Source organism: Phyllobacterium sp. 22229, assembly GCF_052056495.1.
In the GTDB taxonomy this organism is placed as follows: domain Bacteria; phylum Pseudomonadota; class Alphaproteobacteria; order Rhizobiales; family Rhizobiaceae; genus Phyllobacterium; species Phyllobacterium myrsinacearum.
Genome location: NZ_JBQEPA010000001.1, coordinates 82,058 through 106,281, shown reverse-complemented (window position 1 = coordinate 106,281; position 24,224 = coordinate 82,058). Strand labels below are relative to the sequence as shown.

The window sequence follows — 24,224 nt, the reverse complement described above, 5'->3', positions numbered from 1 at the left end:
CAATCTATCAGAATTTGCTCGACATGCCGAAGTTGAAGTTCTGCACCTGATCGCCATCCACCTTCTTGACCGGGAAAGCGTAGTCGAAGCGCAGCGGACCGAACGGCGATGCCCACATGATACTTACACCCGCGGATGCGCGCCATTCCATGCTGGTGTTCGATGCCTGCTTGAGGTCGTTGCCGTACAGCGTGGCCGCATCGGCAAACAGGGCACCACGGATACCCAGGCTCTCAGGAACAACCGGCAGCGGGAACTGTGTTTCCACAGTGGCATTGAAGTAGGTGTTACCACCGAGGAAGCTGCCCTTGGCATCCGCCACACTCAAGTCGCGCGGACCGATACCGGCGTATTTGAAGCCGCGAATCATGTCCTGGTTGTTCTTGAACGTGTCAAACACGCGCAGATCGTCGCCAAATCCCTTGATGTAACCCGCGCCGACACCGACGAGGCCGACAATGTCCATTTCCTGGGACAGCGTCTTGTAGTAGCTGCCCTTGAACGTTGTCTTCAGGTAGTTGGCATCGCCGCCGACACCAGCATATTCCTGGTTGAACTTGGCGTAGAGACCATCATGCGGGTTCTTGCGGTCATCGATGGTGTCATAGACAAGCGACCAGCTGACCGACGACTTGATCCATGTACCGCGATTTGTCGCGTCAACGAACGCCTGCGAAATCTGCGATGGATCCGGTGTGCCGTCAGGAAGCTTGGCAGCGTCTTCGATCGTGTATTTTTCCTGCGACAGGTTGTAAGCGACACCCGCCGTCAGTGTTTCGGTGATCGGCAGACCAAAGCGGATCGTACCGCCGGTCAAATCGGTTTCATACTTGTCATTGACGCCGGACTGGCGCTTGAACAGATCGAAACCGGCCGAAATGCGCTGACCGAGGAAGTAAGGCTCGGTAAAGGACAGCGAATAGGTGCGGTTGTTGTTCAGACCGCCACCGGCACCGATACGAATGAACTGGCCGCGGCCAAGGAAATTGCGCTCGGTGATCGAGCCTTCAACTGTCGGTCCGGGGCTTTCGCCACCCGTCGTATAACCGCCACCGATGGAGAATTCACCGGTCGACTTCTCGACAACATCCACAACCAGGACAACCTGGTCCGGCTGCGAGCCGGGCGCGGTCGAAATGTTGACGGTCTGGAAGAATTCAAGGTTTTCCAGACGCTTCTTGGCGCGCTGGATCAGGACCTGATTGAACGCATCGCCTTCGCTCACATCGAATTCACGGCGGATGACGTAGTCACGCGTCTTCTCGTTGCCGCGGATTTCGATGCGCTCGAGATAGGCGCGCGGACCCTGGTCGATGTTGTAGACGACCGAAATCGTGTGGTTCTCGAAGTTGCGGTCACCGCGCGGTTCAACCTTGGCAAAGGCGTAACCCTGACCAGCCACCTTTTCGGACAGCTTGATGATGGAGTCTTCGACTTCCTTGGCGTTGTAGACATCGCCTTCGGAGGTTTTGACGAGACCACCCAGCTTGGATGTATCGACACCTTCGACCGAGCTCTGAATCTCTACGCCGCCGAACTTGTACTTCTCACCCTCTTCAACCGTAACGGTGATCGTGTACTCATTGCTTGCCGCGTCGAGATTGGCTGTCGACGAGATCACACGGAAATCCGCATAACCACGGTTGTAATAGAAGCGGCGCAGCGACTCTTCGTCCGCCCGCATACGGTCTTCGCTGTACACGTCATTGCGTGTCAGCCAGGACAACGGGTTGGAACGCTTGGTCGAAATCACGTCACGCAGACGGCGTTCGCCAAAGGCATGATTGCCGACGAACACGATGTTGGCGATCTTGGTACGGTCGCCTTCATTGATGTCGAAGACCACGTTGACGCGCCCCTGACCGAGATCCATGGTGCGCGAACTTACCGTAGCATCGCTGCGGCCGATGTTGCGATAAGCGGCGCGGACTGCCTCGGTGTCGGCATCAAGCGTCTGCTGGCTGAATGCAGCGCGCGACTTCGACTGCACTGCACCGGAGAGCTGCGCATCCTTGATCTTCTTGTTGCCGCGGAAAATAACCTGATTGACGACCTGGTGCTCGGACACGGTGACAATCAATGCACCGCCGGACTGGGTGATGCGCACATCGCCGAACAGACCCGTGTTGAACAGGCGCTTCGTGGCAGCATCAATGTCATTGTTGGAGAAAGGCTTGCCTGGCGTGATGCCGAGATTGTCCTTGACCGTCTGGGCATCCACACGGGTATTCCCGCGCACTTCAATGCGGCTGACGGTTGCTGCCTGTGCTGCTGTAATCCCCGCAACCGTCGTAACGATCGCTCCCGAACTTACCAGAGCCGCTGAAATGGCGAGCGCCGACGCTGCACCAACGAATTTTGAACTTGCCGCCATAGGCCTACTAAACCTTTGTTTCTCGTTGTCCCCGGGCGAGATCCCGGACTAAGCAATTACTCGCACACCGTCATAGCCGGTTTTTACATACACGCAAGGCTTACGGTTAAAATCTATTTACTTCACACGAAAGCGTGGCATCCCTGCCACGCCATTCACAGCTTATAGTAAACAGATCATAACGCTTTTCCACCCCACCTCTGTAATTTTCACTAATGTTTAATTTTCATCACCGGCAGGCGAAAAGATCGTTAAACACAACAAAACCCATGAATCCAAGCACCAGAAGGAAGCCCATGCGGAAGAAAATCTCCTGAACGGCTGGCCTCACCGGCCTGCGGATGACCGCTTCCACGGCGTAAAAGATCAAATGCCCGCCATCCAGCGGCGGCAGGGGGAAAAGATTGAGCAAACCGATGCCGATCGACAGCATGGCGGTCAGCTGAATCAGCCAGTCGACCCCCTGACTGGCCGCCTGCCCTGCCATCGTGGCAATTTTGACCGGCCCGCCCAGCTGACACTTGTCTTCCCTGCCTGCAAAAAAGCGGCTGAAAAACTGGCCTGTCCGGGCAATAATGAAACCGCTTTCACGCACCGCCTGTCCGACTGATTCGATGGGGTTGTAGGTCACCCGCCGGAAGTTGCCGTATTCCTGATTGTTCACCACGCCGATCACGGCAATTTTCACCGGATTGCCCAGGGCATCCTTCTGCTCGGCCAGCTCCGGCGTGGCAGTCAGGCTGACCTCCTGCCCCTTGCGTTCGACGACAAATTTCAGAGAATCGCCTGCACGCGCCGAAACGTGCCGCTGCACATCGGCAAAGGTTTCAACCTTGTCCCCGTCCACGCTGATAAAGCGGTCGCCGGGCTGAAATCCTGCCACGGCAGCGGGCCCGCCCGGACGCACTTCGGCCACGACGGGATCGGCCACCATGCGGCCATAGAGCGCAAAAAAGACGGAAAAGATCGCAACCGTCAGCAGAATATTGAACGCCGGACCGGCAAAAACCGTCGCCGCGCGCTTCCAGACCGGCTGGGTGTGGAAAGCAACGGCGCGCTCCTCGGCGGTCATGGTTTCCGGCAATGCAACCGGCGAACTGGCCACACTTTCGTCGCCGGCAAACTTCACATAGCCGCCCAGGGGGATCGCCGACAGCTTCCAGCGGGTGCCGCTGCGGTCGTTGAAACCGAACAGTTCGGGCCCAAAACCGATGGAGAAGGCCTTAACGCCTATGCCGCACCACCGCCCGACGAGATAGTGCCCCATCTCGTGAACGAAGACGACAACCGTTAGTACAATCAGAAAGGGTAAAATCGTACCGATAAGCAAACCGTGCGTGCCGAAGATATAGCTCAGCGTATCCGTCAAAGTGTCCTCCGGGCCTTGCCCAACCCATCAGAGGGTCACCTGGGCTCAGCCTGCTAGAAAAGAATATCGTAAGGCGTTTCCGGCTTCACGAGAATTGCCCCGATCAGGTACAGCAATGCCGCCGCGGCCACAAGTCCATCCACCCGGTCCATCACGCCACCGTGACCGGGGATCATATATCCCGAATCCTTGACGCCAAACTTGCGCTTGACCCATGATTCGCCGAGATCGCCAATCTGGGCGGTCACCGACAGCACGAAGGCGATCAACGGAATGGGTACGCCGCCAGCCGGGGTAATGAACGCGGCACAGGCCACGCCGGCAGCCACGCCCGCGGCCGCGCCGCCAATGGCGCCCGACCAGGTTTTATTCGGTGAGAACCGCGGCGCCAGTTTTGGTCCACCCAGTGCCCGCCCGTTGAAATAGGCAAAAATGTCCGTCGACCAGACAACGGCAAACAGGAACAGAACAGCAGCAAAGCCATCCCCGGTGTCGCCGCGCACGAATGTCAGCGCGATGGACGGAAATCCGGCATAGAGCAGGCCGATCGCCGGCCACAGCCCGGACTGCCGTCCGCCCAGCACCGCCGTCAGCACGGCTCCGGCCAGCAAAATGCCGATGATCAGCAGCCCGTTGTGCGACAGCAGCAACAGTCCAAGCACCACGATCAGGCAGGCCCAGGCAACGCCGCGCGTCAGCCGATTGGAGCGGTCGAGTGTTATCGCGTGCCATTCATAGAAGACGCCCAGTCCGATGGCGCTCGCCATGAGCGCAAACGGCACACCGCCGACCCAGGTCAGGCCAACGGCGATTGCGATCAGAACAACGGCACTGAGGGTTCGTTTATGCAGATTGCTGAGACGGCCCGTGCCCTTGTCCGGTGCCGATGGCCCTGAAGCCGTCACAGGGCGATTTCCTGCTGATTGACCCCGCCAAAACGCCGCTCGCGCATGTGGAAGGTTTCGATGGCTTCCGCCAGATGGGTGGATTTGAAATCCGGCCAATAGCACGGCAGGAACATGAATTCCGAATAGGCCGCCTGCCAGAGCAGGAAGTTCGACAGCCGCATCTCGCCGCTGGTGCGAATGATCAGGTCGGGATCCGGAATGCCCGCGGTATCGAGCCGCGCGGAGATCGCCTCGGCCGTCACGTCATCCTGGGTCAAAAGGCCCGACGTGACATCTGATAGCAGCGCCTTCACCGCGCGGGTGATTTCATTGCGCGAGCCGTAGTTGAAGGCGATGATCAGCGTCAGCGCCGTATTCTTTTCCGTCAGGCTTTCCGCTTCGGTCAGGAGCGCGCGTATATCCTTGGCCAGACCATCCCGCTCGCCGATGATGCGCACGCGCACATTCTCGCGATGCAGATCAGCCAGATCGCGGCGGATGAACAGCTTGAGCAACCCCATCAGATCAGACACTTCGGACCGCGGGCGCGACCAGTTTTCCGATGAAAACGCAAACAGGGTCAGATAGGGAATACCCATCTTCCCGGCGGCGCGAATGGTCTCGCGCAGCGCATCGACACCCGCCTTGTGACCGGCAGTGCGTGGCAGGCCACGTGCCTTTGCCCAACGGCCATTTCCATCCATGATGATGGCAATGTGGCTCGGATTGGACATAGCATTCAACCTCCGGTGGTATTAACGGGCGAAAAACAGACTAAACCTGCATGATTTCCGTCTGCTTGACAGCAACGACCTTGTCCATTTCGGCAATGGTCTCGTCCGTCAGCTTCTGTACTTTTTCGGAAAGGACGCGGTTGTCATCCTGACTGATGGCGCCATCCTTTTCGAGCTTCTTCAATTCGTCCATGCCGTCGCGGCGAACATGGCGGGCGGCAACTTTTGCCTGCTCGACATATTGATGGGCAATCTTGACGAGTTCCTTGCGGCGCTGCTCATTGAGTTCCGGCAGGGGGATGCGCAGATTGTTGCCATCGGTGATCGGATTGAGGCCAAGACCGGACTCACGAATGGCGCGCTCGACCTTGCCGACCATCGACTTGTCCCAGACCGAAACGGCCAGCATGCGCGATTCGGGCACGGTGATGTTGGCGACCTGATTGAGCGGCATATGCGAGCCGTAGGCCTCGACGGTGATCGGCTCCAGCAAGCTCGCCGACGCACGGCCTGTCCGCAGGCCGTTGAGGTCGTGTTTCAATGCCTGCACGGCACCATCCATGCGACGCTTCAGGTCATTCAAATCGAGTGCATCACTCATATTCAACGCTCCTATATCTTCCGTTATTCTGGTCAGCCCCTGCGAGGTTGGCGGGTCAATCGTCGGAAACGATTGTCGCGCGTCCTCTGCCCTGCAGAATTTCGGCAAAACCACCCTTTTCGTGGATTGAATAGACAATTATTGGGATATTGTTCTCGCGCGCAAGGGCCACGGCTGTTGTATCCATCACCGTAAGGCCGCGATCAAGCATCTCCTTGTGGGTAAGTCGCTCAAAGCGGACGGCGCTGGGGTCCTTTTTGGGATCCGCGGTGTAAACGCCGTCAACCTGCGTGCCCTTGAACAGGGCATCGGCGCCCACTTCGGCTGCGCGCAAGGCTGCGGCCGAATCTGTCGTAAAGAACGGATTGCCCGTGCCGCCGGCAAAAATCACGACCTTTCCCATATCCATATAGGCTGTCGCCTGTCTCTGCGAGAACGTCTCGCACAATTCAGGCATCGCAATGGCGGAGAGGACGACGGTGTCTATGCCGATCTTGACAAGGGAGGTGCGCAAGGCCAGCGAATTGATCACCGTGGCAAGCATGCCCATGTGGTCGCCGGTGACCCGGTCGCCGCCCTTTGACGCGACAGCGACGCCGCGAAAGATATTGCCGCCGCCAATCACCACCCCGACTTCAACACCGAGCGCCCGCGCTTCGGCGATATCACTGGCAATACGGTCGGCAACCGCAACGTCGATACCGAAACCCTGATCGCCCATAAGGGCTTCACCGGAGGCTTTCAGCAGAACGCGTTTATAGACAGCCGTACCAACCATAAGACCTCCCGCAGAGTCGTGCATTTCAGATATTCGAAGCCCGGATACACCAAGGGCATCGCGTTGTCACGCGATGCCCTCTGATTTCGTCAGTTGTGAAATTACTTCTTCACAGCTGCTGCAACTTCCGCTGCGAAATCCGTCTCTTCCTTCTCGATGCCCTCGCCCAGAGCAAAACGGGCAAATGCCGTGATCTTGGCCGGTGCACCGATTGCCTTTTCCGCATCCTTCAGAGCGGCTTCGACAGTCAGGTCAGGATTGATGACGAAAGCCTGCGAGAGAAGAACGACTTCTTCGTAGAACTTGCGCAGGCGGCCTTCGACCATCTTCTCGATGATGTTGTCCGGCTTGCCGGACTGGCGGGCGGACTCGGTGAACACAGCCTTTTCGCGCTCGACAGCAGCCGGATCGACTTCCGCGGCGGTCAGGGCCAGCGGGTTGGTTGCTGCAACATGCATGGCCACCTGGCGGCCGAATGCATTGGCAGCCTCGGCATTGCCAGCTGTTTCAATGGCAACGAGCACACCGAGCTTGCCGAGATTATCGGAAACCGCGTTGTGGATGTAGGTTGCAACAACGCCTTCGCTAACGCTGAGTGCTGCAGAGCGGCGGAAAGACAGGTTTTCGCCGATCGTGCCAACCGCATCCTTGATGGTGTCGACAACCGGCTTGCCGGTTGACGGATAGGTCGCAGCAGCAACGGCAGCGGTGGAACCGTCGGTGCCAAGCGCTACGGTTGCAACATTGCGGACGATGTCCTGGAACGCGTCGTTGCGCGCAACGAAGTCGGTTTCGGAGTTGACTTCAACAACAACCGACTTCTTGCCGTTCGTTGCAACGCCAACCAGACCTTCGGCAGCCGTGCGGCCGGCCTTCTTGTCGGCCTTGGAAATGCCCTTGGCGCGTAGCCAGTCAACGGCAGCTTCCATGTCGCCATTGGTTTCGGTCAGGGCTGCCTTGCAGTCCATCATGCCGGCACCGCTGATTTCGCGGAGTTCTTTTACCTGTGATGCAGAAATGCTCATTATGTCGCCTCTTCTCAAAGCGAAGGCATACTGGGGAAACCAGCATGCCAACTTTGCGGCGCGTCATGCGCCAATACGATTGTTTTTAGTCACCCGTTACGACGGGTGTATGAAGCCTCAAGCGGAGGCTTCACCGTCCTGTGCAGGAGCCTGTGCCGGCTCTTCGAGCGCTGGCTCGACAGGTGCTTCTTCCTGGGCGCCGACATCGATGCCGAGCGAGCCCTGCTGACGCAGGATGCCGTCGAGAGCAGCCTTGGCAATCAGATCGCAATAGAGCGAAATGGCGCGCGAAGCGTCGTCATTGCCGGGGATCGGGAAGTCGATCTGGTCTGGATCGCAGTTGGAGTCGATGACGGCTACAACCGGAATGCCAAGACGCTTGGCTTCCTGAATGGCAATCGCTTCCTTGTTGGTATCAATGATGAAGATCAGGTCCGGGATCGAACCCATGTTCTTGATACCGCCGAGGGCGCGGTTGAGCTTTTCACGTTCACGATCAAGGTTCAGGCGTTCCTTCTTGGTGAAGCCCTGTGCTTCGCCCGAAAGAAGTTCGTCCAGCTTGCGCAGACGCTGAATGGAGTTCGAGATCGTCTTCCAGTTGGTCATCATGCCGCCGAGCCAGCGGGCGTTGACATAATACTGGGCCGAACGGGTTGCCGCATCGGCAATGATATCAGAAGCCTGGCGCTTGGTGCCAACGAACAGAACGCGGCCGCCACGGGCTACGGTGTCGGAAACCTTCTGCAGCGCGCGGTGAAGCAGCGGAACAGTCTGGGCCAGGTCGAGAATGTGAATGTTGTTGCGGTCACCATAAATGTATGGTGCCATTTTCGGGTTCCAGCGATGTGTCTGGTGGCCGAAGTGAACGCCAGCTTCGAGGAGCTGACGCATGCTGAAATCAGGCAATGCCATCTCTTAGTTTTCCTTTTCCGGTTTAACCTCCACAGGAAAGAGGCGGGAGACCCGCCACCGGAGGCCATATCGGATTTCTCCCGATATCAACCCAAATCCCGTGTGTGGAATGAAGCGGCTGTTAATGGATATTGCCGGCAAACGCAAGAGGCGGAGCTGATTTTCATCGTACTTGGTTGCAACAGCCGTCTTACAACCATCGTTCAATGTCCGCCCCTCGGCCGATCCATTACACTCTTGCGGGTATTATACAAAAATTGATATAATGGGCGGCAAATATGAAACGCATGGAGTTTCTTGGCGATTCACTCCCGTCACTGCGTGATTTCCCTGAGTCCGCGCGCAAGGAGATCGGCGTTCAACTGCATAAGTTGCAGCTTGGCTTGCATCCAACGGATTGGCGGCCAATGTCTGCCATTGGAAATGGAGTGCGTGAAATACGTGTACGGGATAGCCAAGGAGCCTTCAGGGTTATCTACATCACCGCTTTGGCGGACGTCATTTATGTTCTGCATGCATTTCAGAAGAAGGCGCAGAAAACAGCAAGCAAGGATCTGAATATAGCTGCCCTGCGGCTACAAAGACTTCTGGAGATAAAATGATGAAGCGAGAGAGCTTTTCAAATGTATGGGATGCCCTGGAAACCGACCCAGCGGAAGCCGCCAATATGTCCATGCGGTCCAGTCTGATGATTGCAATCGAGCAACAGGTAAAAAGCTGGAAGCTCACTCAAGTCGAGGCTGCGCAGCGTCTCGGATTAACGCAACCCCGCTTGAATGATCTGTTGCGGGGACGGATCACGCATTTCAGTCTGGATACGCTGATCAATATTGCAAGAGATGCCGGACTCACCGTCCGGCTTGATATCAGTCAGGCGGCCTAAGTCTACTTCGCGCACTTCGGCGCGTCGAAAAGCTCCAGATTGACCAGTTTTCCGGTCATGGAGAAATCACCGTAATCCATCTTGAGATCGCGGGTGACGCCATTGCGATAGAGTTTGAAATTGATGCGGTAGCTGGGCAGCCCTTCCGATTTGTCCGTATCGTCGAAATAGGCGATGGAGACGGGCCAGGTGTTTTCCTTGGCAAGCGGGCCCATCTTCTTCGTCTCGTCATCGGAATCGCCGGGTGCGGATTTGCCGATGACCACCGTCGTCGCCATCACCTTATCGGCATCCTCTGAACCATCGAACAGCTTGGTCTGGTAGAAAACATCACCGGCGATCGCCTTCTCGATGAGTTCCTGCATATGGCGTGTCGGGAACTGCGAAAGCTCGAGATTTTCCTTGTTGGCTTCCGGCTTGGTGAGGGAGATTTCCGTCTTGTCCTTGTCCCGAAGCGCATCGCCGCGCACTTCCTTGGTCAGGCTCTGGTCGACAAATGTCTTGTTGACGAAACGGAATTTGGCGCCATCGCCCGACTCGAATGTCGTTGTCTGCTGGTCGGTAACCCGCTGGGGCTGCTCTTCCATGTCGACGCGCGTCACAAAGCGAAAATTTGTCGTGTAACCTTCACAATCCGAACCGTTGAATTCGTATACCATGCGGCCTGTCAGCCCCGTGATACCACTGCTTTCCTGCGCGTTATCCAGCTTGAGATCGTAAATGGCGCGGTGTGGCACGAGAGTCGCTGTTCCAGCGGCAAGTGCCATCGACGATCCGGAAAGACCAAGGGCACTCAGGCTGAAAACGAGGACGGGGAATAGACGCATTGACAAGATTCTCCAGTTTTCGAATGGCCATATTAAAAAAACTCTTGGCGGAAGCGAGGCAAAAATCGCAACTTCATTCACAATCACTTGCGATTCCGCATGAGAAGGATGAGAGACCCAATGACCAGCACCATCGACAGCCGTCTAAACGACCTTGGTATTACCCTGCCCGTTGCCGCCGCTCCGGCCGCAAACTACGTGCCCTTCGCGCGCAGCGGCTCACTGCTCCTCACCTCGGGGCAATTGCCGCTGGCCGGGGGCAAGCTGGTCCATACCGGCCTGCTCGGTGTTGATGTTGATCTGGCGCAGGGCCAGGAAGCGGCAAAGGCCTGCGCCATCAATATCCTTGCCCAGGCAAAGGCCGCGCTCGGCGATCTGGAAAAGATTGAGCGTATCGTGAAAATCACGGTGTTTGTCGCCTCCTCCAGCAATTTCACCGAACAGCATCTCGTCGCCAATGGGGCGTCCGACCTGCTCGTGGCGGTGCTTGGCGACAAGGGCCGTCATGCCCGCTCCGCCGTGGGCACAGCCGTTCTGCCGCTGAATGCGCCGGTTGAAATCGAAGCGATCATCGAGGTTCGCTGATCATGGCATCGCTAGATTGGCTGACGAAGACACCCATTGCCCATCGCGGTTTGCATGATCTCAACAAATCCCGGTGGGAGAATACGCTTTCAGCCTTTGATGCGGCGGCAAGCGCCGGATTTGCCATCGAATGCGATGTGCACCTCTCCGCCGATGGCAAGGCCCTGGTGTTTCACGACGGCACGCTCGATCGCCTCGCCGGGAAGCCCGGCAATATTCATGATGTCAGCGTGGCGGATGCTGCCGGGTTGCGGGTCGGCGGCACGAAGGATCACGTGCCGACACTGGCCGAAGCGCTCAGGCTCATTGCCGGCCGCGTGCCGATTGTCATCGAATTGAAGGGGATTCCAGGAAGAGACGATGGTCTCGTCAAGGCAGTCGCCGGGGATCTGGCCGGGTATGACGGCGATGCCGCCATCATGTCGTTCGACCATCACCTCATCCGGCTGTTCGGCAGGGACGCTCCGGGAATTCCGGCCGGGCTCACGGCGGAAGGTCTCGGTGACAGCGATCTGGAAGCGCATTTTTCCATGCTCGCCCATGACATCGATTTCGTCTCCTACAATGTCCATCATCTGGAAAACCGCTTTGTCGGTTTTGTGAAAGGCAGGCTCGGCCTGCCCGTCATTTCGTGGACGGTGCGCAGCCCCGCTGACAAGACCACGAGCGATGCGCATGTGGATCAGATCACGTTCGAGGGCTTTGATCCGCGCGCTGTTTGAAACACGGCCGTCATGCCGCGCTGCCTCTTGTATCGCCGGGTGGAATACCTAGTTTAACCAGAGGCAGCGAGGCGACTTTCATCCTGCCGGCAACGTCGGGAAACCAAGTTCAGCAATGTCAAATCTTGATCAGGGCGAGTTTACCTTGCGCGTCGGCGATGGAATCGGCGCGTTTACGCCGGAGGAATGGTCGCAGCTCTCGGGAACATCGAACAACTCGCCCGGCTACAATCCGTTTCTTTCCCACGCCTTTCTCTCCGCGCTAGAGGATTCCGGCTGCGTCGACCGCAAGGCTGGCTGGCTGCCGCAATTCCTGCGTCTTGAGGATGCAGCAGGCAGCGTCATCGGCGCGGTTCCCTGCTATCTGAAGGGCCACAGCCAGGGCGAATATGTTTTTGACCATGGCTGGGCGGATGCTTTTGAACGGGCCGGAGGACGCTATTATCCCAAACTGCAGGCCAGTATTCCCTTTACACCGGCGACGGGCCCTCGCCTGCTTGTGCATCGCGATTGGGACGGTCCGGCCGTCCGGGCGGCCCTTGCCAATGGCCTGCGGCAGCTTGCCGGACAGCTCGGGGTTTCATCCGCGCACTCAACCTTTGTGAATACGGACGATCTGCCGGCATTCACCGAAGCCGGTTTCCTGCACCGCATCGACCAGCAGTTTCACTTCTTCAACCAAGGCTATGAAACCTATGATGATTTTCTCGATAGCCTTGCCGCGCGCAAACGCAAGGCCCTGAAGCGCGAACGGCGCGAGGCACTGGCCGACGGCATCACCATCGACCGCCTCACCGGCAGCGCCCTGACCAAACCGGTCTGGGACGACTTCTTCACCTTCTATACGGACACCGGCAACCGCAAATGGGGCCGCCCCTATCTGAACCGGGAATTCTACCGGCTGATCGGCGAACGCATGCCCGGCGACATCGTCCTGATGATGGCGCGGCGCGATGGCCGCTACATCGCCGGGGCGATCAACTTCATCGGTTCCGACCGGTTGTTTGGCCGCCACTGGGGTTGCATCGAAGACCACCGGTTCCTGCATTTCGAAGTCTGCTATCACCAGGCCATCGATTTTGCCATCGAACGCAAGCTGCATGTGGTCGAGGCAGGCGCCCAGGGCGAGCACAAGCTGGCGCGCGGCTATCTGCCGGTCACCACCCATTCCGCCCACTATATAGCGCATGAGGGGTTGCGCCGCGCCGTTGCCGGTTTTCTCGAGCACGAGCGCAATGACGTTGCCATGATGAGCGACGTGTTGAACGAGCACGCACCGTTCAAGAAATCCGACTGCTGAACACACCATTTGCCCGGGCATGCTTGACCTTGCGCTAGTGGAACGAATTTGACATTCGCATCCCATTTGACATCATCTGCACTATGCGAATGTCAGAATCGGACCACGAGCACACGGCAAACATCCGATTCATCATTCAGGAAAGACGGGTGCCCCATGAGCCAGACCTATGACGACAACAATGTGTTCGCAAAAATCCTCCGCGGCGAGATTCCCTCGCACAAGCTCTATGAGGATGCCGACACCTATGCCTTCATGGATGTGATGCCGCAGGGCAAGGGCCACTGCCTGGTCATACCCAAGCAGCCCTCGCGCAATATTCTTGATGCCGCACCGGCCAGCCTTGCCGCCGCCATTGCCACGACGCAGAAGCTCGCACGCGCGGTCAAGACAGCCTTTGACGCGGATGGCGTGACGGTCATCCAGTTCAACGAACCGGCCTCGGGCCAGACGGTTTTCCATCTGCATTTCCACATCATTCCCCGGTTCGAGGGCATCGCGCTCAAGCCGCATACGGGACAGATGGAAGACCAGGGCGTTCTGGCCGAGAATGCCGAGAAAATACGATCGGCGCTTGCGGACATGCTCTAGGCTGTCGCCATTGCCGGGCGGGAAACCGTCCCGGCCGGATAGACATGGGCAGATTTGTAGAAAAGACCCATGCCGTACCAGCACATCAGCGCCACACCGGCGCCGGCGATGACATCAACGAGATGATGCCCTCCCTCGATTGGTGTGGCCATCAGGATGATGGTATTCAATAGCAGGATGGGGAAGAACCAGAACCGGACGCCGGAAAAGGCCAGAACCAGCAGGACTGAAAGGGTTCCGTGATAGGATGGAAATGCGATCAGCCCTTTGATGGAATTGAGTGAAATCCACTGCTCAACGCCTGTTCGCAGATCAAAGAAGGTCTGCTTATAGGCAAGATCCACCACTGGCCTGTGTATTTTCCAGATGGTGTCGGCCGGTTTGATGGTCGCCAATGCCCCTGCTGAAGGCAAAATTGCCGAAATGAAGATGCACGCTAGGGCACCCGCCATAACGGCCGCAACGAAGTGCTGCGCCTTTTTCGTGTCTTCCATCGTGCTGAAGACGATGACGGCACATGCGACTTGCGCCAATGTAGTCAAATAGGTGATCGAAAACACCAGACCCAGCCACGGATGTTCGCTGACATAGCGTGCATAGGTGAGCCAGTCGAAGCCAATCAGAGCGTCGAGGCGCATAAGCGTGGCGTCAATGGCGGGAAAATCAAGCGACGTCACCAGATAGCTCAACACCGCCGCAGCAGCGCTGAATGCCATGAGAATGGCCGTTTCGACGCACATCACGTTAAAATGACGCCTCGGCCGTTTGGCATGATAGACATAAGCAGCGAAGCCGCAGAGTCCCGTCAGGACGACCACCTTCAAAGCACTCGAGGTGTCGAACCGGAAGTCAGATGCGGCAATCCACACCGCGTCGATCAGCAGTATTCCGGCAACAATCAATGCCTTCCAAAGGGTCTGATTATTCGATTTCATCCGGACTCCGCATGTTACGATGGCAGGCGCTGCGGCGATGCCGCGGATACCGTGGGATATCTTTGGAACACCAAGGTGACGGTCATCAGCAGCTTGCTGGCAAGCAAAGCCAGTCCGAACACGGCAAACCCGCCGATGACGTCGACGAGATGATGACCGCCTTGCACAAGGATGGCCGGCAGCATCAGCGTGTTGACGATGATAAACACCGGGAAGGCAAATGGCGTCCTGACCATGAACCAGACAGCCATGCACGCCATAACCGTGTGGAATGAGGGAAAAGCGATCAAACCCAGCGCATCTGCGGGTGAAAGAAAGACGGGTCCCGCCAGAGCCAGGCGATTCAGTTCCGCGCCGTAGCTGTTGCCGACGATCACCGCGAACGAATCCGAAACGCCGGGAGGCAGAACTTCGAATGCCGCGGGCCCGGAGCTTGGGAACAGCGCCCAGACCGCTATCGATATCAGGGCGCTTGCAATGCCTGTCAGCAGGAAACGGTGCAGGCGTTCCCGTTGTCCTGAAAAGCCAAGAATAAGAACGATCACAACGAGCTGGGGCATCGAGCTTGCGTAAATCCAGCGCAGGGCGGTGCCGAGCGCGGGCATCTCCGCCACATAGACAACGGCGTCCGTCCAGGAGAACCCAATCGCCGCATCAAGCCTGGCAAGAAGCGGATCGATGCGGCGGTCACCCACAGGCAGCAGCAGATAATTGAAGATTGAGCCGGCAATCGTAAACAGAATGAACAGGCCGGCTCCGGTTGCTGCCAGCGCGATCTTTTCTTCGCCGCGTATCGTGCGGTAGATATGGCCGATTGCGATGCTTGTGCCGCCAATTGCGCACACCACGGCGTAGTTGAACCAGTCGACACCGACGTCCTTGACGGCAATCAGCACCGCATCGATCACAAACAATGCGGCCACGATGCCTGCGCAAATCTTTTCAGCCGGATGCAAGATCATCGTTGAGCCCTTTATGCAGGCCCAGCATAGCCTGCGGGGTTTAAGGATGGCTGAATCGAAATGCTTCACGTTTCATGAAACATACAACCCGGCAATCAGCACGATTTCGGCAGCAATCACACTGACAATCACATGGCGGCCAAGGCGCAGATAGGCCAGAAACCCGACGGCGGCGGCGCCAAGGCGCAAAAACACCGAGGACTCGGCGAGCGATCCGCTGGGATAGAGAATGAGCTGGGCGATCACTCCGGCTACAAGCGCTGTTGCAATGGCGCGCACCGCGATGAGCGCATCGGAATCCTCGCGCACCCGCCCGCCGATGAGAACACCCAGATACCGCCAGATGTCCGTCGGCAGCCAGCCCGCCAGCAGGATGAAGAGATAGGGCCACCACCAGTCGGTCAGGCTGTGCCAGGTCATGCTGCGCGCGCCCTCGCCCACCGCACATAGCCCATCGTCACCGCACCGCCGGCAAGACCCGTCAGCAGCAGATCATAGGCCGGTGCCAGATGATGAATGAGCGGGAACAGCGCCAGACCCGATACCATCGCCACGTGGACCGACCGGTCGCGCGCCGATCCCCACAACGACGTCAGGAAATACATCGGCGTCAGGAAGAACAGCGCCGCGAACACAATCGGCGGAAAATCCGTCGACAGAAAATAGACGAGTGCCACCACAAGCGCATTGGTCACGGTGAGCGTGATGCCGAGACCGGCGAAGTAACTGACACGCATATCGCGCGGTATGTGGCGGAACCGCTCCATACCCATGACCCAGGCGGTGACGGCAATGAAATGCGACAGGAAAAGCAGCGTGATCCGGCGCGTCTTCGGCCCGCGCATTTCCGGAATGAAGGCAGCCACCATCGGCATGAGGCGGATTGACGACAGGGCAACGGCAATCGACGCCCCGAGAAGCGAATAGCCGCCGGAAATCGCACCGATCAGGACGATATTGGCCGGAAGCGCCCAGATTGCCGCAACCATGAAGGTTGCCTGCAGCAGCGACACGCCATTTTCACTGGCAAAACCGGCAAAGCCGACATGCGCCGTCATGAGAATGAAGGCCGGAATGCTGAAGATCATCGCCATGCCGGACAGAAACCATGAGAACCGCGTTCTCACGCTGTCGTCTACCGGCGTCTGTGATGAAGGAAATTCGGAATCGCCCATGATTCAATCGATAGCCCGATCCTGCCATGCCAGCAAGAAAAAGGCCGCCCGGAGGCGGCCTTTTCATTACTTCTTGCGCGGCACCTTCGGCACCGATGCCTTGCCGCGCGATGGCGGTGTTGGCTCGTCGGCGATGGAAGGACCGGACGTTACTTTTTCAAGTATCGGCTTCTTCGGCGCGGGCTTCTTCTTCGCCACCGGCTTTTTCTCGACGGCGATTTCCTGCTTCGGCTTCACCGCCACTTCGTCGGCGATATAGTCAAGCACAAGCCCCTTGGAACCATCGGCCTTCTCGACCACCGAGACGACAACGGTACCGCCCTTCTTCAGCCTGCCAAACAGCACCTCGTCAGCCAGCGGCTTCTTGATGTGTTCCTGAATGACGCGGCCAAGCGGACGGGCGCCCATACGGTCGTCGTACCCCTTTTCGGCCAGCCAGGCGATTGCCTCTGGCTTCAGATCGAACGTCACGCCGCGATCGGCAAGCTGTGCCTCAAGCTGGATGACGAACTTCTGCACCACCTGATGGATGACCGGAATTGGCAGAGGACCGAACGGAATGATGGCATCGAGACGGTTGCGGAACTCCGGCGTGAACAGCCGGTTGATCGCTTCCATATCATCACCCTCCCGCCGCGAGGAGCCGAAACCGATGGCCGAGCGCGCCGCATCCGACGCACCGGCATTGGTGGTCATGATCAGGATGACGTTGCGGAAATCGATCTGCTTGCCATTGTGATCCGTCAATTTGCCGTGATCCATGACCTGCAACAGGATGTTGAACAGATCCGGATGCGCCTTTTCGATTTCATCGAGCAGCAGCACGCAATGCGGATGCTGATCGACGCCATCGGTCAGAAGACCGCCCTGGTCGAAACCGACATAGCCGGGAGGTGCACCGAGCAGACGCGAAACCGTATGGCGCTCCATATATTCCGACATGTCGAAACGCAGGAGTTCCACGCCGAGCGACAGCGCCAGCTGCTTGGCCACTTCGGTCTTGCCGACGCCGGTCGGGCCCGAGAACAGGTAGGAGCCGATTGGCTTCTCCGGTTCGCGCAGGCCGGCACGGGCCAGCTTGATCGAGGAGGACAGGGCCTCGATTGCCAGATCCTGGCCATAGACGACACGCTTCAGTTCGGCCTCAAGATTGGACAGAACAGCTTCGTCATCCTTGGACACGGTTTTCGGCGGAATGCGGGCCATCGTCGCGATGGTGGCCTCGATTTCCTTGACGCCGATGGACTTCTTGCGCTTTCCTTCCGGCAGCAGCATCTGGCTGGCGCCCGTCTCGTCGATCACATCGATGGCCTTGTCGGGCAATTTGCGGTCGCTGATATAGCGCGCCGACAGTTCCACCGCCGATTTGATGGCTTCCACCGTGTACTTGACCTTGTGGAAGTCCTCGAAATACGGACGAAGACCCTTCATGATCTCGATGGCATCCGGGATCGACGGTTCATTGACATCGATCTTCTGGAAACGCCGGACAAGCGCCCTGTCCTTCTCGAAGAACTGGCGGAATTCCTTGTACGTCGTCGAGCCGATGCAGCGGATGGCACCGGAGGACAATGCCGGCTTCAGAAGGTTCGACGCATCCATCGCACCGCCCGATGTGGCACCCGCACCGATGATCGTGTGAATCTCGTCGATGAACAGGATCGCCCCCGGAAACTCCTCAAGTTCCTTGATGACCTGCTTCAGGCGCTCCTCGAAATCACCGCGATAGCGGGTTCCGGCCAGCAATGTGCCCATATCGAGCGAAAACACCGTGGCATCGGCAAGAACCGACGGCACCTTGCCTTCGACGATCCGCTTGGCGAGACCCTCGGCGATGGCTGTCTTACCCACGCCGGGATCGCCCACATAGAGCGGATTGTTCTTCGAACGGCGGCACAGAATCTGGATCGTCCGGTTGATTTCCTGATCGCGGCCGATCAGCGGATCGATCTTGCCGGCTTTCGCGCGGTCGTTCAGATTGTTGCAGTAGGCCGTCAGGGCATCCTGCTTCTTCTTCGTCGCGCCCTCTTCCGACTCGGAAGCGTGGTTTTCTTCATTGTTGCTCTCCGCACCCAGCGGGGTGCGCGGCTCCGACGCGCCGGGGCGCTTGGAGATGCCATGGGAGATGTAGTTGACCGCGTCATAACGGGTCATCTGCTGTTCCTGCAGGAAGAAGGCCGCATGGCTTTCCCGCTCGGCGAAAATGGCCACAAGAACGTTGGCGCCGGTGACTTCTTCACGGTTGGAGGATTGAACGTGAATAACGGCGCGCTGGATGACGCGCTGGAACGCGGCGGTTGGCTTTGAGTCCTCATCATACCCGGTGACAAGGTTATCCAGTTCGTGATCGACATAATCGGTCACGGTGCGGGTCAGCTGTGCGAGGTCAACATTGCAGGCGCGCATGACACTGCTCGCGTCCTGATCATCGATGAGTGCGAGGAGCAGATGCTCCAGCGTCGCATATTCATGATGATGCTCGTTCGCGATTGTCAGCGCCTGATGGAGGGCCCGCTCCAGACTAGGTGAGAAAGATGGCATGAAACCTCACTTTTTCTCCATCACGCATTGTAGCGGATGTTGGTTTTGCCGCGCATAGTCCATGACTTGGGTCATCTTGGACTCGGCGACCTCATAGGTAAAGACTCCACACTCTCCCACCCCATGATTATGCACATGAAGCATGATGCGTGTGGCATCTTCTTTGTTTTTCTGGAAAAAGCGTTCCAGAACATGAATGACGAATTCCATGGGAGTGTAATCGTCATTCAGGAGCAACACCCGGTAAAGACTCGGCTTCTTCAGCTTAGGCTTGGTACGTGTGATGACAGCCGTTCCCCGGCCGGGGCCATTGCCGCTGCCTTTGTCTTCATCTTGCATTGTTGGTGCAAACCGCTTCATCTCTTCCAATACCCGCATTTGGTGGTCATGTGTTGCCCTGTGCATTCTATGTAGGTCGCAACGCGCTGATTTTAAGCCCTCTCACAAAGCATGCAATATCACTCGGCCCGTTTTCGGGCGCGCAGATAAAAAAAGTCCGGTTGCGCGTGCAACCGGACCTTCCTCAAACCGAAAATAAGGCTGGATTTATTTGGTGACCTTGGCAACTGCCGCCTCGTAGGGCTTGTAGGCTTCCTTGGCGAGATCGGCATAGAGTTCGCCGAACTTGGTCGCCTGGGCAACAAACGCTTCATAGGCCTTCTTGGAGAAAGCGGTGTGCGCCTCGTAAAGCTGCTCAACCGACTTGGTCGTGCCAAGCTTTTCAACCAGTGCCGTGCCGTCTTCGAAGGACTTCTTCGAGTATTCAGCCGCTTCATTGGCGATTGTCTGCAAACCCTGAGACAGAACGGAAACGCTCTTCATCGAGGTGTTGACGAATTCCTTGCTCGATTCACTCAGAGTTTCGAATGGATTGGCCATGATAAATCCTTCCTTGGATTAAATTTCCTCGTAGCCATATTTAGTGTGCACCGCACAAAAAGTCAATTTTTTTGTGCATCGCAATAATTTCCGACAATTTTAAACAGCGCAATGCCGCTGAATTCGTGAACATTCCGGTTACCATAAACAGTTTGGTAACGCTGTTGCGGGTAATGTTCGACGATCCGTACCTGACGCAACATTACGTCAGTCAAATTCCATATACGCTTTAAGTATGAGCAGGTGTTGATTGTGCTTTATCCAGCCCGCCAAGGTTCCAGATTTTTTACCAGACTCACCCATACATTCCTGGCTTTGGCGCTCGCTTCCGGAATAGGCCTGACACAGACACCCAAGGCAGAAGCATCCTCAAAGGCATCGGCCATCGTGGTGGATGCCAATACCGGCAAGACGCTCTATTCATCCAATGCCGATGCCCAGCGCTTTCCGGCATCCCTCACCAAGATGATGACGCTGTACATGCTGTTTGAAGCGATGGAAGCCGGAAAAGTCTCAAAGTCGACACCCATTCCCGTTTCGGCCTATGCCGCAGGACAACCGCCGACAAAGATCGGCTTCAAGCCCGGCCAGACCATCAGCGCGGAAGCGGCCATCCTCTCCGTCATCACCAAATCGGCCAATGACTCGGCGACAGCCATCGGCGAATATCTTGGCGGTTCGGAACAGCGCTTTGCCCAGATGATGACCAACAAGGCGCGCCAGCTCGGCATGCGCAACACCACCTTCCGCAACGCCTCGGGCCTGCCCAATCCGCAGCAGCGCTCTTCGGCGCGCGATCTTGCCCTGCTCGGCATCGCCCTGCGCGAACATTTCCCGCAATATTATGATTATTTCTCCACGCGCAGCTTCAGCTATCGCGGCCGCCGCATCGCCGGTCACAACCGCCTGCTCGGCAAGGTACGCGGTGTCGATGGCATCAAGACCGGCTATACCCGTGATTCCGGCTTCAACCTTGTTTCGTCGGTGAATGTTGATGGCAAGAAGATGGTTGCCGTGGTGATGGGCGGCACCAGCGGCGGTGCCCGCGATGCGCAGATGGCCAAGCTGATCGAGCAGTATCTGCCGGGCGCTTCGCGCCGAGACGGCGGCAATCTCCTGGCCTCGCGCAAGAACAGCAAGGTTCAGGTCGCTGCCGTTGAACTCCCCGAGGACGACGATGCACCGATGCCGACGCAGCGCGCCGAAGTTGTTGCAAAGACCAGCAATGTCGTGACCGCCTATGCCTCTGCTCCGGCCCAGTCGCCAGCCGCGCAAATCCTGACCGTTCCAACCCCGACCGCACGTGCAGACGTTGCCGAATCCGACGATGAGGCTGAGGTCGATCCGGTGACCACCGCTTCGGCTTCCGACAAGGGCACAGCCAGCGGCTGGATGGTGCAGATCGGGTCGATGGGCAGCGCCGATGAAGCCAAGGCAATTCTTGCCCGCGCAGCGTCCGAGGTCGGCGGTTCGCTTGCCACCCTGTCGCCCTACACCGAAAAATTCCAGAAGGGTTCGGCAACCTATTACCGCGCCCGCTTTGCCGGCATTGCCTCAGCCAAGGCTGCAAACAATGCCTGCACTGCATTGAAGCGTCAAAACTACCATTGCTTTGCAATTGCGCCCCAATCGTAAGGCAGTGATCTGAAAGACCCAGTTGGTACAGAGTTGAGGGTTTTGCGAATGTCGAGTGTCAATGAATTCCATGGTTCTGCCGGTGCTGCCGGCAAGGAATCCCGCTCGCTCTTTGGCGGTATGCAGGCGTTGCAGCAGGCGGCGCAGCGTCTTGCCGATCTGCGGCGCGGTAACTCAGCGTTCAAGACGATGGACCTGGTAAACGTGCTTCTGTGCCAGGCGGCCAGAACACGGCGTGCCGCCATGCCTCCCGTGCGCCTGCATATCCGTGCTGCCGGTCACAAGGGTGTGACGGCGGTCCGGCTCAAGGTTTCCTGAGAATTCGGGTCTAGAGCAGCCCCAAAGAGGCCAGCTCGTTGCGCAGTTCCGGCGGCAATTTGGCCCGGCCTTTGCCCTGCCCTTCATCCGCCGGTGCATCTTCGCTTGTCAGATAACGCCAGCCCTGGAACGCCCGCCGCGGCTGCCATTCCGTCGCGATGATGCGCGGATCCAGCACCAGATGGCAGCGTGAAATCCCCTCATCATCGGTGAAGGTGCGAATGTCCGTCAGTATCTGGCGGCATTGGATGTTGCCCTTGATCACCCAGTAGAGCGATCCACCGGCCAGCAATTCCTCCACGCGCTTGGGAACCATGCGCGTCGTGTGGAACTGCTCGGGCGACAGGCCCGCGCGCCTGCGCTCATCCAGGCGGAAATCGATCCACGCCGCGAGATCTTCGATCGCAGTGCAGCCGACGCAGAGTTTGACGAGATTGAGAGCCATGCACGAGATTTGACGCTTTCGGGCGGCAACGTCAACCGAAACCGGCTGGTTCTCCACAAAGCACCGGCGGGGGCATGGCGATGCCGCCCGCCGGTGAAAATTTCAGTGACCGGTTGCGGGTATGGCCGCCCCGCCGCCCGATTGCCGTTTGGCAGCCGGTGCATGAACGTCCGCTGCAACCACCGGCACCTCCACGCCCTTGGCGTCATAGAGCTTGCCATTGAGGAAATAGTCGCCGTCGTGCAACTGCGCGATGTCCTGATAGCGCAGCACCCGCTCGGTACCGGCAACGAACACCGACTGCTGGTCCGAATTGCCCGCCGTCAGATGGTTGAACACGATGTTCAGCACGATTGCCATGAGTGCGGCCGAACTGATGCCGGAATGGAAGATCGTGGCGAACCATGTGGGGAAATGATCGTAGAAATTCGGCGATGCAATCGGGATCATGCCGAACCCGAGCGACGTGGCGACGATGATGAGGTTCATGTTGTTGGCATAGTCGACCTTCGACAGCGTGCGTATACCGCTGGCAGCCACGGTTCCGAACAGCACGAGGCCCGCGCCGCCGAGGACGGCGCTCGGTACCGCCGCAACGATGCGCCCCATGACCGGCAGCAGACCCAGTACGACAAGGAACAGACCGCCCGTCGCCACCACATAGCGGCTCTTGATGCCAGTCACGGCAACCAGCCCGACATTCTGGGCAAAGGCGCTTTGCGTGAACGAGCCGAACACCGGCGCGATCAGGCTCGACAGCATATCGGCGCGCAGACCATCGCCGAGGCGGCGCGAGTCCACCTTCGTTTCGATGATCTCGCCGACCGCCAGGATATCCGCCGATGTTTCGACCAGCGTGACCATGATCACGATGAACATGGAAATGATCGCCGCCAGCTGGAAGGTCGGATACCCCCATTGAAAGATCGTCGGCAGGGCGATGAAGGGCCCTTCGCTTACCTTGGAGAAGTCGGTCATTCCAAGCGCCAGTGCAATCAGGGTACCGATGACGATGGCCAGCAGGATCGACAGCCGTGAAATGCGGGCACTGCCGACCTTGCTGAGCAGAAGCACGATGACAAGGGTCACGGCCGCCAGTTCGATATTGGCCATGCTGCCGAAATCCGGCGCCTTGCTGTTGCCGCCCATCGCCCAGCGCGCTGCAACCGGCATCAGGGTCAAGCCGATGGTGGTGATGACGATCCCGGTGACCAGTGGCGGGAAAAACCGGGTGATCCTGGAAAAGACCGGCGTGATCAAAAGGCCGATGAACGAGGCGACCATGACGGCGCCCAGCACCGCCTCGATGCCGCCATTGCCGGTGATGGCGACCATGGTTGCCACGCCGGAAAACGACACGCCCTGAACGAGCGGCAAACGGCAGCCGAAAAAGGGCAAGCCCATCGTCTGCAGGATCGTCGCCAGCCCGCCGGCAAACAGCGACGCGGTGATCAAAAGGCCGATGTCGTTCGATGACAGCCCTGCCGCCTGGCCCAGAATCAGCGGAACGGCAATGATGCCGCCATACATGGTCAGTACATGCTGAAAGCCATAGGCCATGTTGGCCGCCAGCCCCAGATTCTCGTCCTCCGGACGGTCCTCCGGCGTCGTTTCAATCAATCGTGATGCCAAGGTAGTGTCCTCCCAATACCTTTATGCAGCCCAACCAAACATTGCTGATCGGGCGGGAGGAAAACTATGGCAGCTTTTTGGGATTTGACTGTATCTGATTTATTGAAAGTGTTT

At 58.0% G+C, this 24,224-nt stretch carries 26 protein-coding genes; 8 read left to right on the top strand and 18 right to left on the bottom strand.

Features of this window, described 5'->3' with window-relative positions; translation table 11 throughout:
• Positions 1–7: 7 nt before the first annotated feature.
• From bamA to rpsB, 8 genes are all read right to left on the bottom strand, one after another.
• A complete protein-coding gene (gene bamA / locus ACTJJ7_RS00480) occupies positions 8–2,374 on the bottom strand; it encodes an outer membrane protein assembly factor BamA (RefSeq protein WP_440964756.1) in 2,367 nt (788 codons plus the stop codon).
• Positions 2,375–2,603: 229 nt separating this feature from the next.
• Positions 2,604–3,743, bottom strand: a complete 1,140-nt coding sequence (rseP, locus tag ACTJJ7_RS00475; protein WP_105732887.1) for an RIP metalloprotease RseP — start codon at positions 3,741–3,743, stop codon at positions 2,604–2,606.
• 53 nt (positions 3,744–3,796) lie between these two features.
• On the bottom strand, positions 3,797–4,648 hold the full coding sequence (locus ACTJJ7_RS00470) for a phosphatidate cytidylyltransferase (protein WP_105732888.1): 852 nt from the start codon (positions 4,646–4,648) through the stop codon (positions 3,797–3,799).
• Entirely contained in the window at positions 4,645–5,364 is a 720-nt protein-coding gene (locus ACTJJ7_RS00465; protein WP_105732889.1) for an isoprenyl transferase, read from the bottom strand. Before ACTJJ7_RS00465 ends, ACTJJ7_RS00470 begins: the two co-directional genes overlap by 4 nt.
• A gap of 40 nt (positions 5,365–5,404) precedes the next feature.
• Complete coding sequence (gene frr, locus ACTJJ7_RS00460; protein WP_105732890.1) at positions 5,405–5,965, bottom strand: ribosome recycling factor; 561 nt, start codon at positions 5,963–5,965, stop codon at positions 5,405–5,407.
• A 55-nt stretch (positions 5,966–6,020) separates the two neighbouring features.
• Positions 6,021–6,743 carry a UMP kinase gene (gene pyrH / locus ACTJJ7_RS00455; protein ID WP_105732891.1) on the bottom strand — a complete coding sequence of 241 codons (723 nt, stop codon included), beginning with the start codon at positions 6,741–6,743 and terminating at the stop codon, positions 6,021–6,023.
• Between the two features lie 101 nt (positions 6,744–6,844).
• Positions 6,845–7,768, bottom strand: coding sequence for a translation elongation factor Ts (gene tsf / locus ACTJJ7_RS00450; RefSeq protein ID WP_105732892.1), 924 nt, complete (start codon positions 7,766–7,768; stop codon positions 6,845–6,847).
• 117 nt (positions 7,769–7,885) lie between these two features.
• Positions 7,886–8,680, bottom strand: coding sequence for a 30S ribosomal protein S2 (gene rpsB, locus ACTJJ7_RS00445; protein ID WP_105732893.1), 795 nt, complete (start codon positions 8,678–8,680; stop codon positions 7,886–7,888).
• A gap of 278 nt (positions 8,681–8,958) precedes the next feature.
• Here rpsB and ACTJJ7_RS00440 point away from each other — a divergent pair, with 278 nt between their 5' ends.
• Both ACTJJ7_RS00440 and ACTJJ7_RS00435 read left to right on the top strand, forming a co-directional pair.
• Positions 8,959–9,282, top strand: a complete 324-nt coding sequence (locus tag ACTJJ7_RS00440) for a type II toxin-antitoxin system RelE/ParE family toxin (protein ID WP_440964752.1) — start codon at positions 8,959–8,961, stop codon at positions 9,280–9,282.
• Entirely contained in the window at positions 9,282–9,563 is a 282-nt protein-coding gene (locus tag ACTJJ7_RS00435; protein WP_440965095.1) for a helix-turn-helix domain-containing protein, read from the top strand. The genes ACTJJ7_RS00440 and ACTJJ7_RS00435 overlap by 1 nt, the downstream gene beginning before the upstream one ends.
• Before the next feature lie 2 nt (positions 9,564–9,565).
• On the opposite strand, the gene ACTJJ7_RS00430 is transcribed toward ACTJJ7_RS00435, so the two are convergent.
• Complete coding sequence (locus tag ACTJJ7_RS00430) at positions 9,566–10,390, bottom strand: cell envelope integrity EipB family protein (protein ID WP_105732896.1); 825 nt, start codon at positions 10,388–10,390, stop codon at positions 9,566–9,568.
• 120 nt (positions 10,391–10,510) lie between these two features.
• On the opposite strand from ACTJJ7_RS00430, the gene ACTJJ7_RS00425 reads away from it, so the two are divergent.
• The 4 genes from ACTJJ7_RS00425 to ACTJJ7_RS00410 all read left to right on the top strand — a co-directional run bounded on the left by ACTJJ7_RS00425 (position 10,511) and on the right by ACTJJ7_RS00410 (position 13,588).
• A complete protein-coding gene (locus tag ACTJJ7_RS00425) occupies positions 10,511–10,975 on the top strand; it encodes a RidA family protein (RefSeq protein WP_105732897.1) in 465 nt (154 codons plus the stop codon).
• 2 nt (positions 10,976–10,977) lie between these two features.
• A complete protein-coding gene (locus ACTJJ7_RS00420) occupies positions 10,978–11,697 on the top strand; it encodes a glycerophosphodiester phosphodiesterase (protein ID WP_440964749.1) in 720 nt (239 codons plus the stop codon).
• 115 nt (positions 11,698–11,812) lie between these two features.
• Positions 11,813–12,997, top strand: a complete 1,185-nt coding sequence (locus tag ACTJJ7_RS00415) for a GNAT family N-acetyltransferase (protein ID WP_105732899.1) — start codon at positions 11,813–11,815, stop codon at positions 12,995–12,997.
• Positions 12,998–13,153: 156 nt separating this feature from the next.
• The gene (locus ACTJJ7_RS00410; RefSeq protein WP_105732900.1) at positions 13,154–13,588 is read left to right on the top strand and encodes an HIT family protein; all 435 of its coding nucleotides are present in this window, start codon (positions 13,154–13,156) and stop codon (positions 13,586–13,588) included.
• Here ACTJJ7_RS00410 and ACTJJ7_RS00405 read toward each other — a convergent pair.
• The 7 genes from ACTJJ7_RS00405 to ACTJJ7_RS00375 form a co-directional block, all read right to left on the bottom strand.
• Positions 13,585–14,523, bottom strand: coding sequence for a phosphatase PAP2 family protein (locus ACTJJ7_RS00405; protein ID WP_440964746.1), 939 nt, complete (start codon positions 14,521–14,523; stop codon positions 13,585–13,587). The two genes, ACTJJ7_RS00410 and ACTJJ7_RS00405, sit on opposite strands and share 4 nt — an antisense overlap.
• A 14-nt stretch (positions 14,524–14,537) precedes the next feature.
• Positions 14,538–15,485, bottom strand: a complete 948-nt coding sequence (locus ACTJJ7_RS00400) for a phosphatase PAP2 family protein (RefSeq protein WP_440964744.1) — start codon at positions 15,483–15,485, stop codon at positions 14,538–14,540.
• A gap of 72 nt (positions 15,486–15,557) precedes the next feature.
• Positions 15,558–15,905: an AzlD domain-containing protein gene (locus ACTJJ7_RS00395; RefSeq protein WP_105733145.1), complete on the bottom strand. Its 348-nt coding sequence runs from the start codon at positions 15,903–15,905 to the stop codon at positions 15,558–15,560.
• Positions 15,902–16,660: an AzlC family ABC transporter permease gene (locus ACTJJ7_RS00390; RefSeq protein ID WP_105732903.1), complete on the bottom strand. Its 759-nt coding sequence runs from the start codon at positions 16,658–16,660 to the stop codon at positions 15,902–15,904. The genes ACTJJ7_RS00395 and ACTJJ7_RS00390 overlap by 4 nt, the downstream gene beginning before the upstream one ends.
• 66 nt (positions 16,661–16,726) lie before the next feature.
• Positions 16,727–19,201 carry an ATP-dependent Clp protease ATP-binding subunit ClpA gene (gene clpA, locus ACTJJ7_RS00385; RefSeq protein WP_440964743.1) on the bottom strand — a complete coding sequence of 825 codons (2,475 nt, stop codon included), beginning with the start codon at positions 19,199–19,201 and terminating at the stop codon, positions 16,727–16,729.
• Positions 19,202–19,207: 6 nt separating this feature from the next.
• Positions 19,208–19,561 carry an ATP-dependent Clp protease adapter ClpS gene (gene clpS, locus ACTJJ7_RS00380; RefSeq protein WP_105733146.1) on the bottom strand — a complete coding sequence of 118 codons (354 nt, stop codon included), beginning with the start codon at positions 19,559–19,561 and terminating at the stop codon, positions 19,208–19,210.
• A gap of 186 nt (positions 19,562–19,747) precedes the next feature.
• Positions 19,748–20,080, bottom strand: coding sequence for a phasin family protein (locus ACTJJ7_RS00375; protein ID WP_105732905.1), 333 nt, complete (start codon positions 20,078–20,080; stop codon positions 19,748–19,750).
• A 222-nt stretch (positions 20,081–20,302) separates the two neighbouring features.
• On the opposite strand from ACTJJ7_RS00375, the gene ACTJJ7_RS00370 reads away from it, so the two are divergent.
• Positions 20,303–21,715, top strand: a complete 1,413-nt coding sequence (locus tag ACTJJ7_RS00370) for an SPOR domain-containing protein (RefSeq protein WP_425350426.1) — start codon at positions 20,303–20,305, stop codon at positions 21,713–21,715.
• Positions 21,716–21,763: 48 nt separating this feature from the next.
• The gene (locus ACTJJ7_RS00365) at positions 21,764–22,033 is read left to right on the top strand and encodes a hypothetical protein (protein WP_105732906.1); all 270 of its coding nucleotides are present in this window, start codon (positions 21,764–21,766) and stop codon (positions 22,031–22,033) included.
• Between the two features lie 10 nt (positions 22,034–22,043).
• On the opposite strand, the gene ACTJJ7_RS00360 is transcribed toward ACTJJ7_RS00365, so the two are convergent.
• The gene (locus tag ACTJJ7_RS00360) at positions 22,044–22,478 is read right to left on the bottom strand and encodes a DUF1489 family protein (protein WP_105732907.1); all 435 of its coding nucleotides are present in this window, start codon (positions 22,476–22,478) and stop codon (positions 22,044–22,046) included.
• 102 nt (positions 22,479–22,580) lie between these two features.
• Complete coding sequence (locus tag ACTJJ7_RS00355) at positions 22,581–24,110, bottom strand: nucleobase:cation symporter-2 family protein (protein WP_425350413.1); 1,530 nt, start codon at positions 24,108–24,110, stop codon at positions 22,581–22,583.
• Positions 24,111–24,224: the final 114 nt, after the last annotated feature.

Bases quoted from the DNA above. Each gene is read 5' to 3' on its own strand.
- ACTJJ7_RS00365 (WP_105732906.1), top strand. From the start codon at position 21,764: ATGTCGAGTGTCAATGAATTCCATGGTTCTGCCGGTGCTGCCGGCAAG.
- clpS (WP_105733146.1), bottom strand. From the start codon at position 19,561: ATGAAGCGGTTTGCACCAACAATGCAAGATGAAGACAAAGGCAGCGGC.
- ACTJJ7_RS00400 (WP_440964744.1), bottom strand. From the start codon at position 15,485: ATGATCTTGCATCCGGCTGAAAAGATTTGCGCAGGCATCGTGGCCGCA.
- ACTJJ7_RS00390 (WP_105732903.1), bottom strand. From the start codon at position 16,660: ATGGGCGATTCCGAATTTCCTTCATCACAGACGCCGGTAGACGACAGC.
- ACTJJ7_RS00405 (WP_440964746.1), bottom strand. From the start codon at position 14,523: ATGAAATCGAATAATCAGACCCTTTGGAAGGCATTGATTGTTGCCGGA.
- ACTJJ7_RS00420 (WP_440964749.1), top strand. From the start codon at position 10,978: ATGGCATCGCTAGATTGGCTGACGAAGACACCCATTGCCCATCGCGGT.
- ACTJJ7_RS00375 (WP_105732905.1), bottom strand. From the start codon at position 20,080: ATGGCCAATCCATTCGAAACTCTGAGTGAATCGAGCAAGGAATTCGTC.
- ACTJJ7_RS00395 (WP_105733145.1), bottom strand. From the start codon at position 15,905: ATGACCTGGCACAGCCTGACCGACTGGTGGTGGCCCTATCTCTTCATC.
- ACTJJ7_RS00415 (WP_105732899.1), top strand. From the start codon at position 11,813: ATGTCAAATCTTGATCAGGGCGAGTTTACCTTGCGCGTCGGCGATGGA.
- ACTJJ7_RS00425 (WP_105732897.1), top strand. From the start codon at position 10,511: ATGACCAGCACCATCGACAGCCGTCTAAACGACCTTGGTATTACCCTG.
- bamA (WP_440964756.1), bottom strand. From the start codon at position 2,374: ATGGCGGCAAGTTCAAAATTCGTTGGTGCAGCGTCGGCGCTCGCCATT.
- ACTJJ7_RS00465 (WP_105732889.1), bottom strand. From the start codon at position 5,364: ATGTCCAATCCGAGCCACATTGCCATCATCATGGATGGAAATGGCCGT.
- ACTJJ7_RS00430 (WP_105732896.1), bottom strand. From the start codon at position 10,390: ATGCGTCTATTCCCCGTCCTCGTTTTCAGCCTGAGTGCCCTTGGTCTT.
- ACTJJ7_RS00410 (WP_105732900.1), top strand. From the start codon at position 13,154: ATGAGCCAGACCTATGACGACAACAATGTGTTCGCAAAAATCCTCCGC.
- rpsB (WP_105732893.1), bottom strand. From the start codon at position 8,680: ATGGCATTGCCTGATTTCAGCATGCGTCAGCTCCTCGAAGCTGGCGTT.
- clpA (WP_440964743.1), bottom strand. From the start codon at position 19,201: ATGCCATCTTTCTCACCTAGTCTGGAGCGGGCCCTCCATCAGGCGCTG.
- tsf (WP_105732892.1), bottom strand. From the start codon at position 7,768: ATGAGCATTTCTGCATCACAGGTAAAAGAACTCCGCGAAATCAGCGGT.
- ACTJJ7_RS00440 (WP_440964752.1), top strand. From the start codon at position 8,959: ATGAAACGCATGGAGTTTCTTGGCGATTCACTCCCGTCACTGCGTGAT.
- frr (WP_105732890.1), bottom strand. From the start codon at position 5,965: ATGAGTGATGCACTCGATTTGAATGACCTGAAGCGTCGCATGGATGGT.
- pyrH (WP_105732891.1), bottom strand. From the start codon at position 6,743: ATGGTTGGTACGGCTGTCTATAAACGCGTTCTGCTGAAAGCCTCCGGT.
- ACTJJ7_RS00435 (WP_440965095.1), top strand. From the start codon at position 9,282: ATGAAGCGAGAGAGCTTTTCAAATGTATGGGATGCCCTGGAAACCGAC.
- ACTJJ7_RS00360 (WP_105732907.1), bottom strand. From the start codon at position 22,478: ATGGCTCTCAATCTCGTCAAACTCTGCGTCGGCTGCACTGCGATCGAA.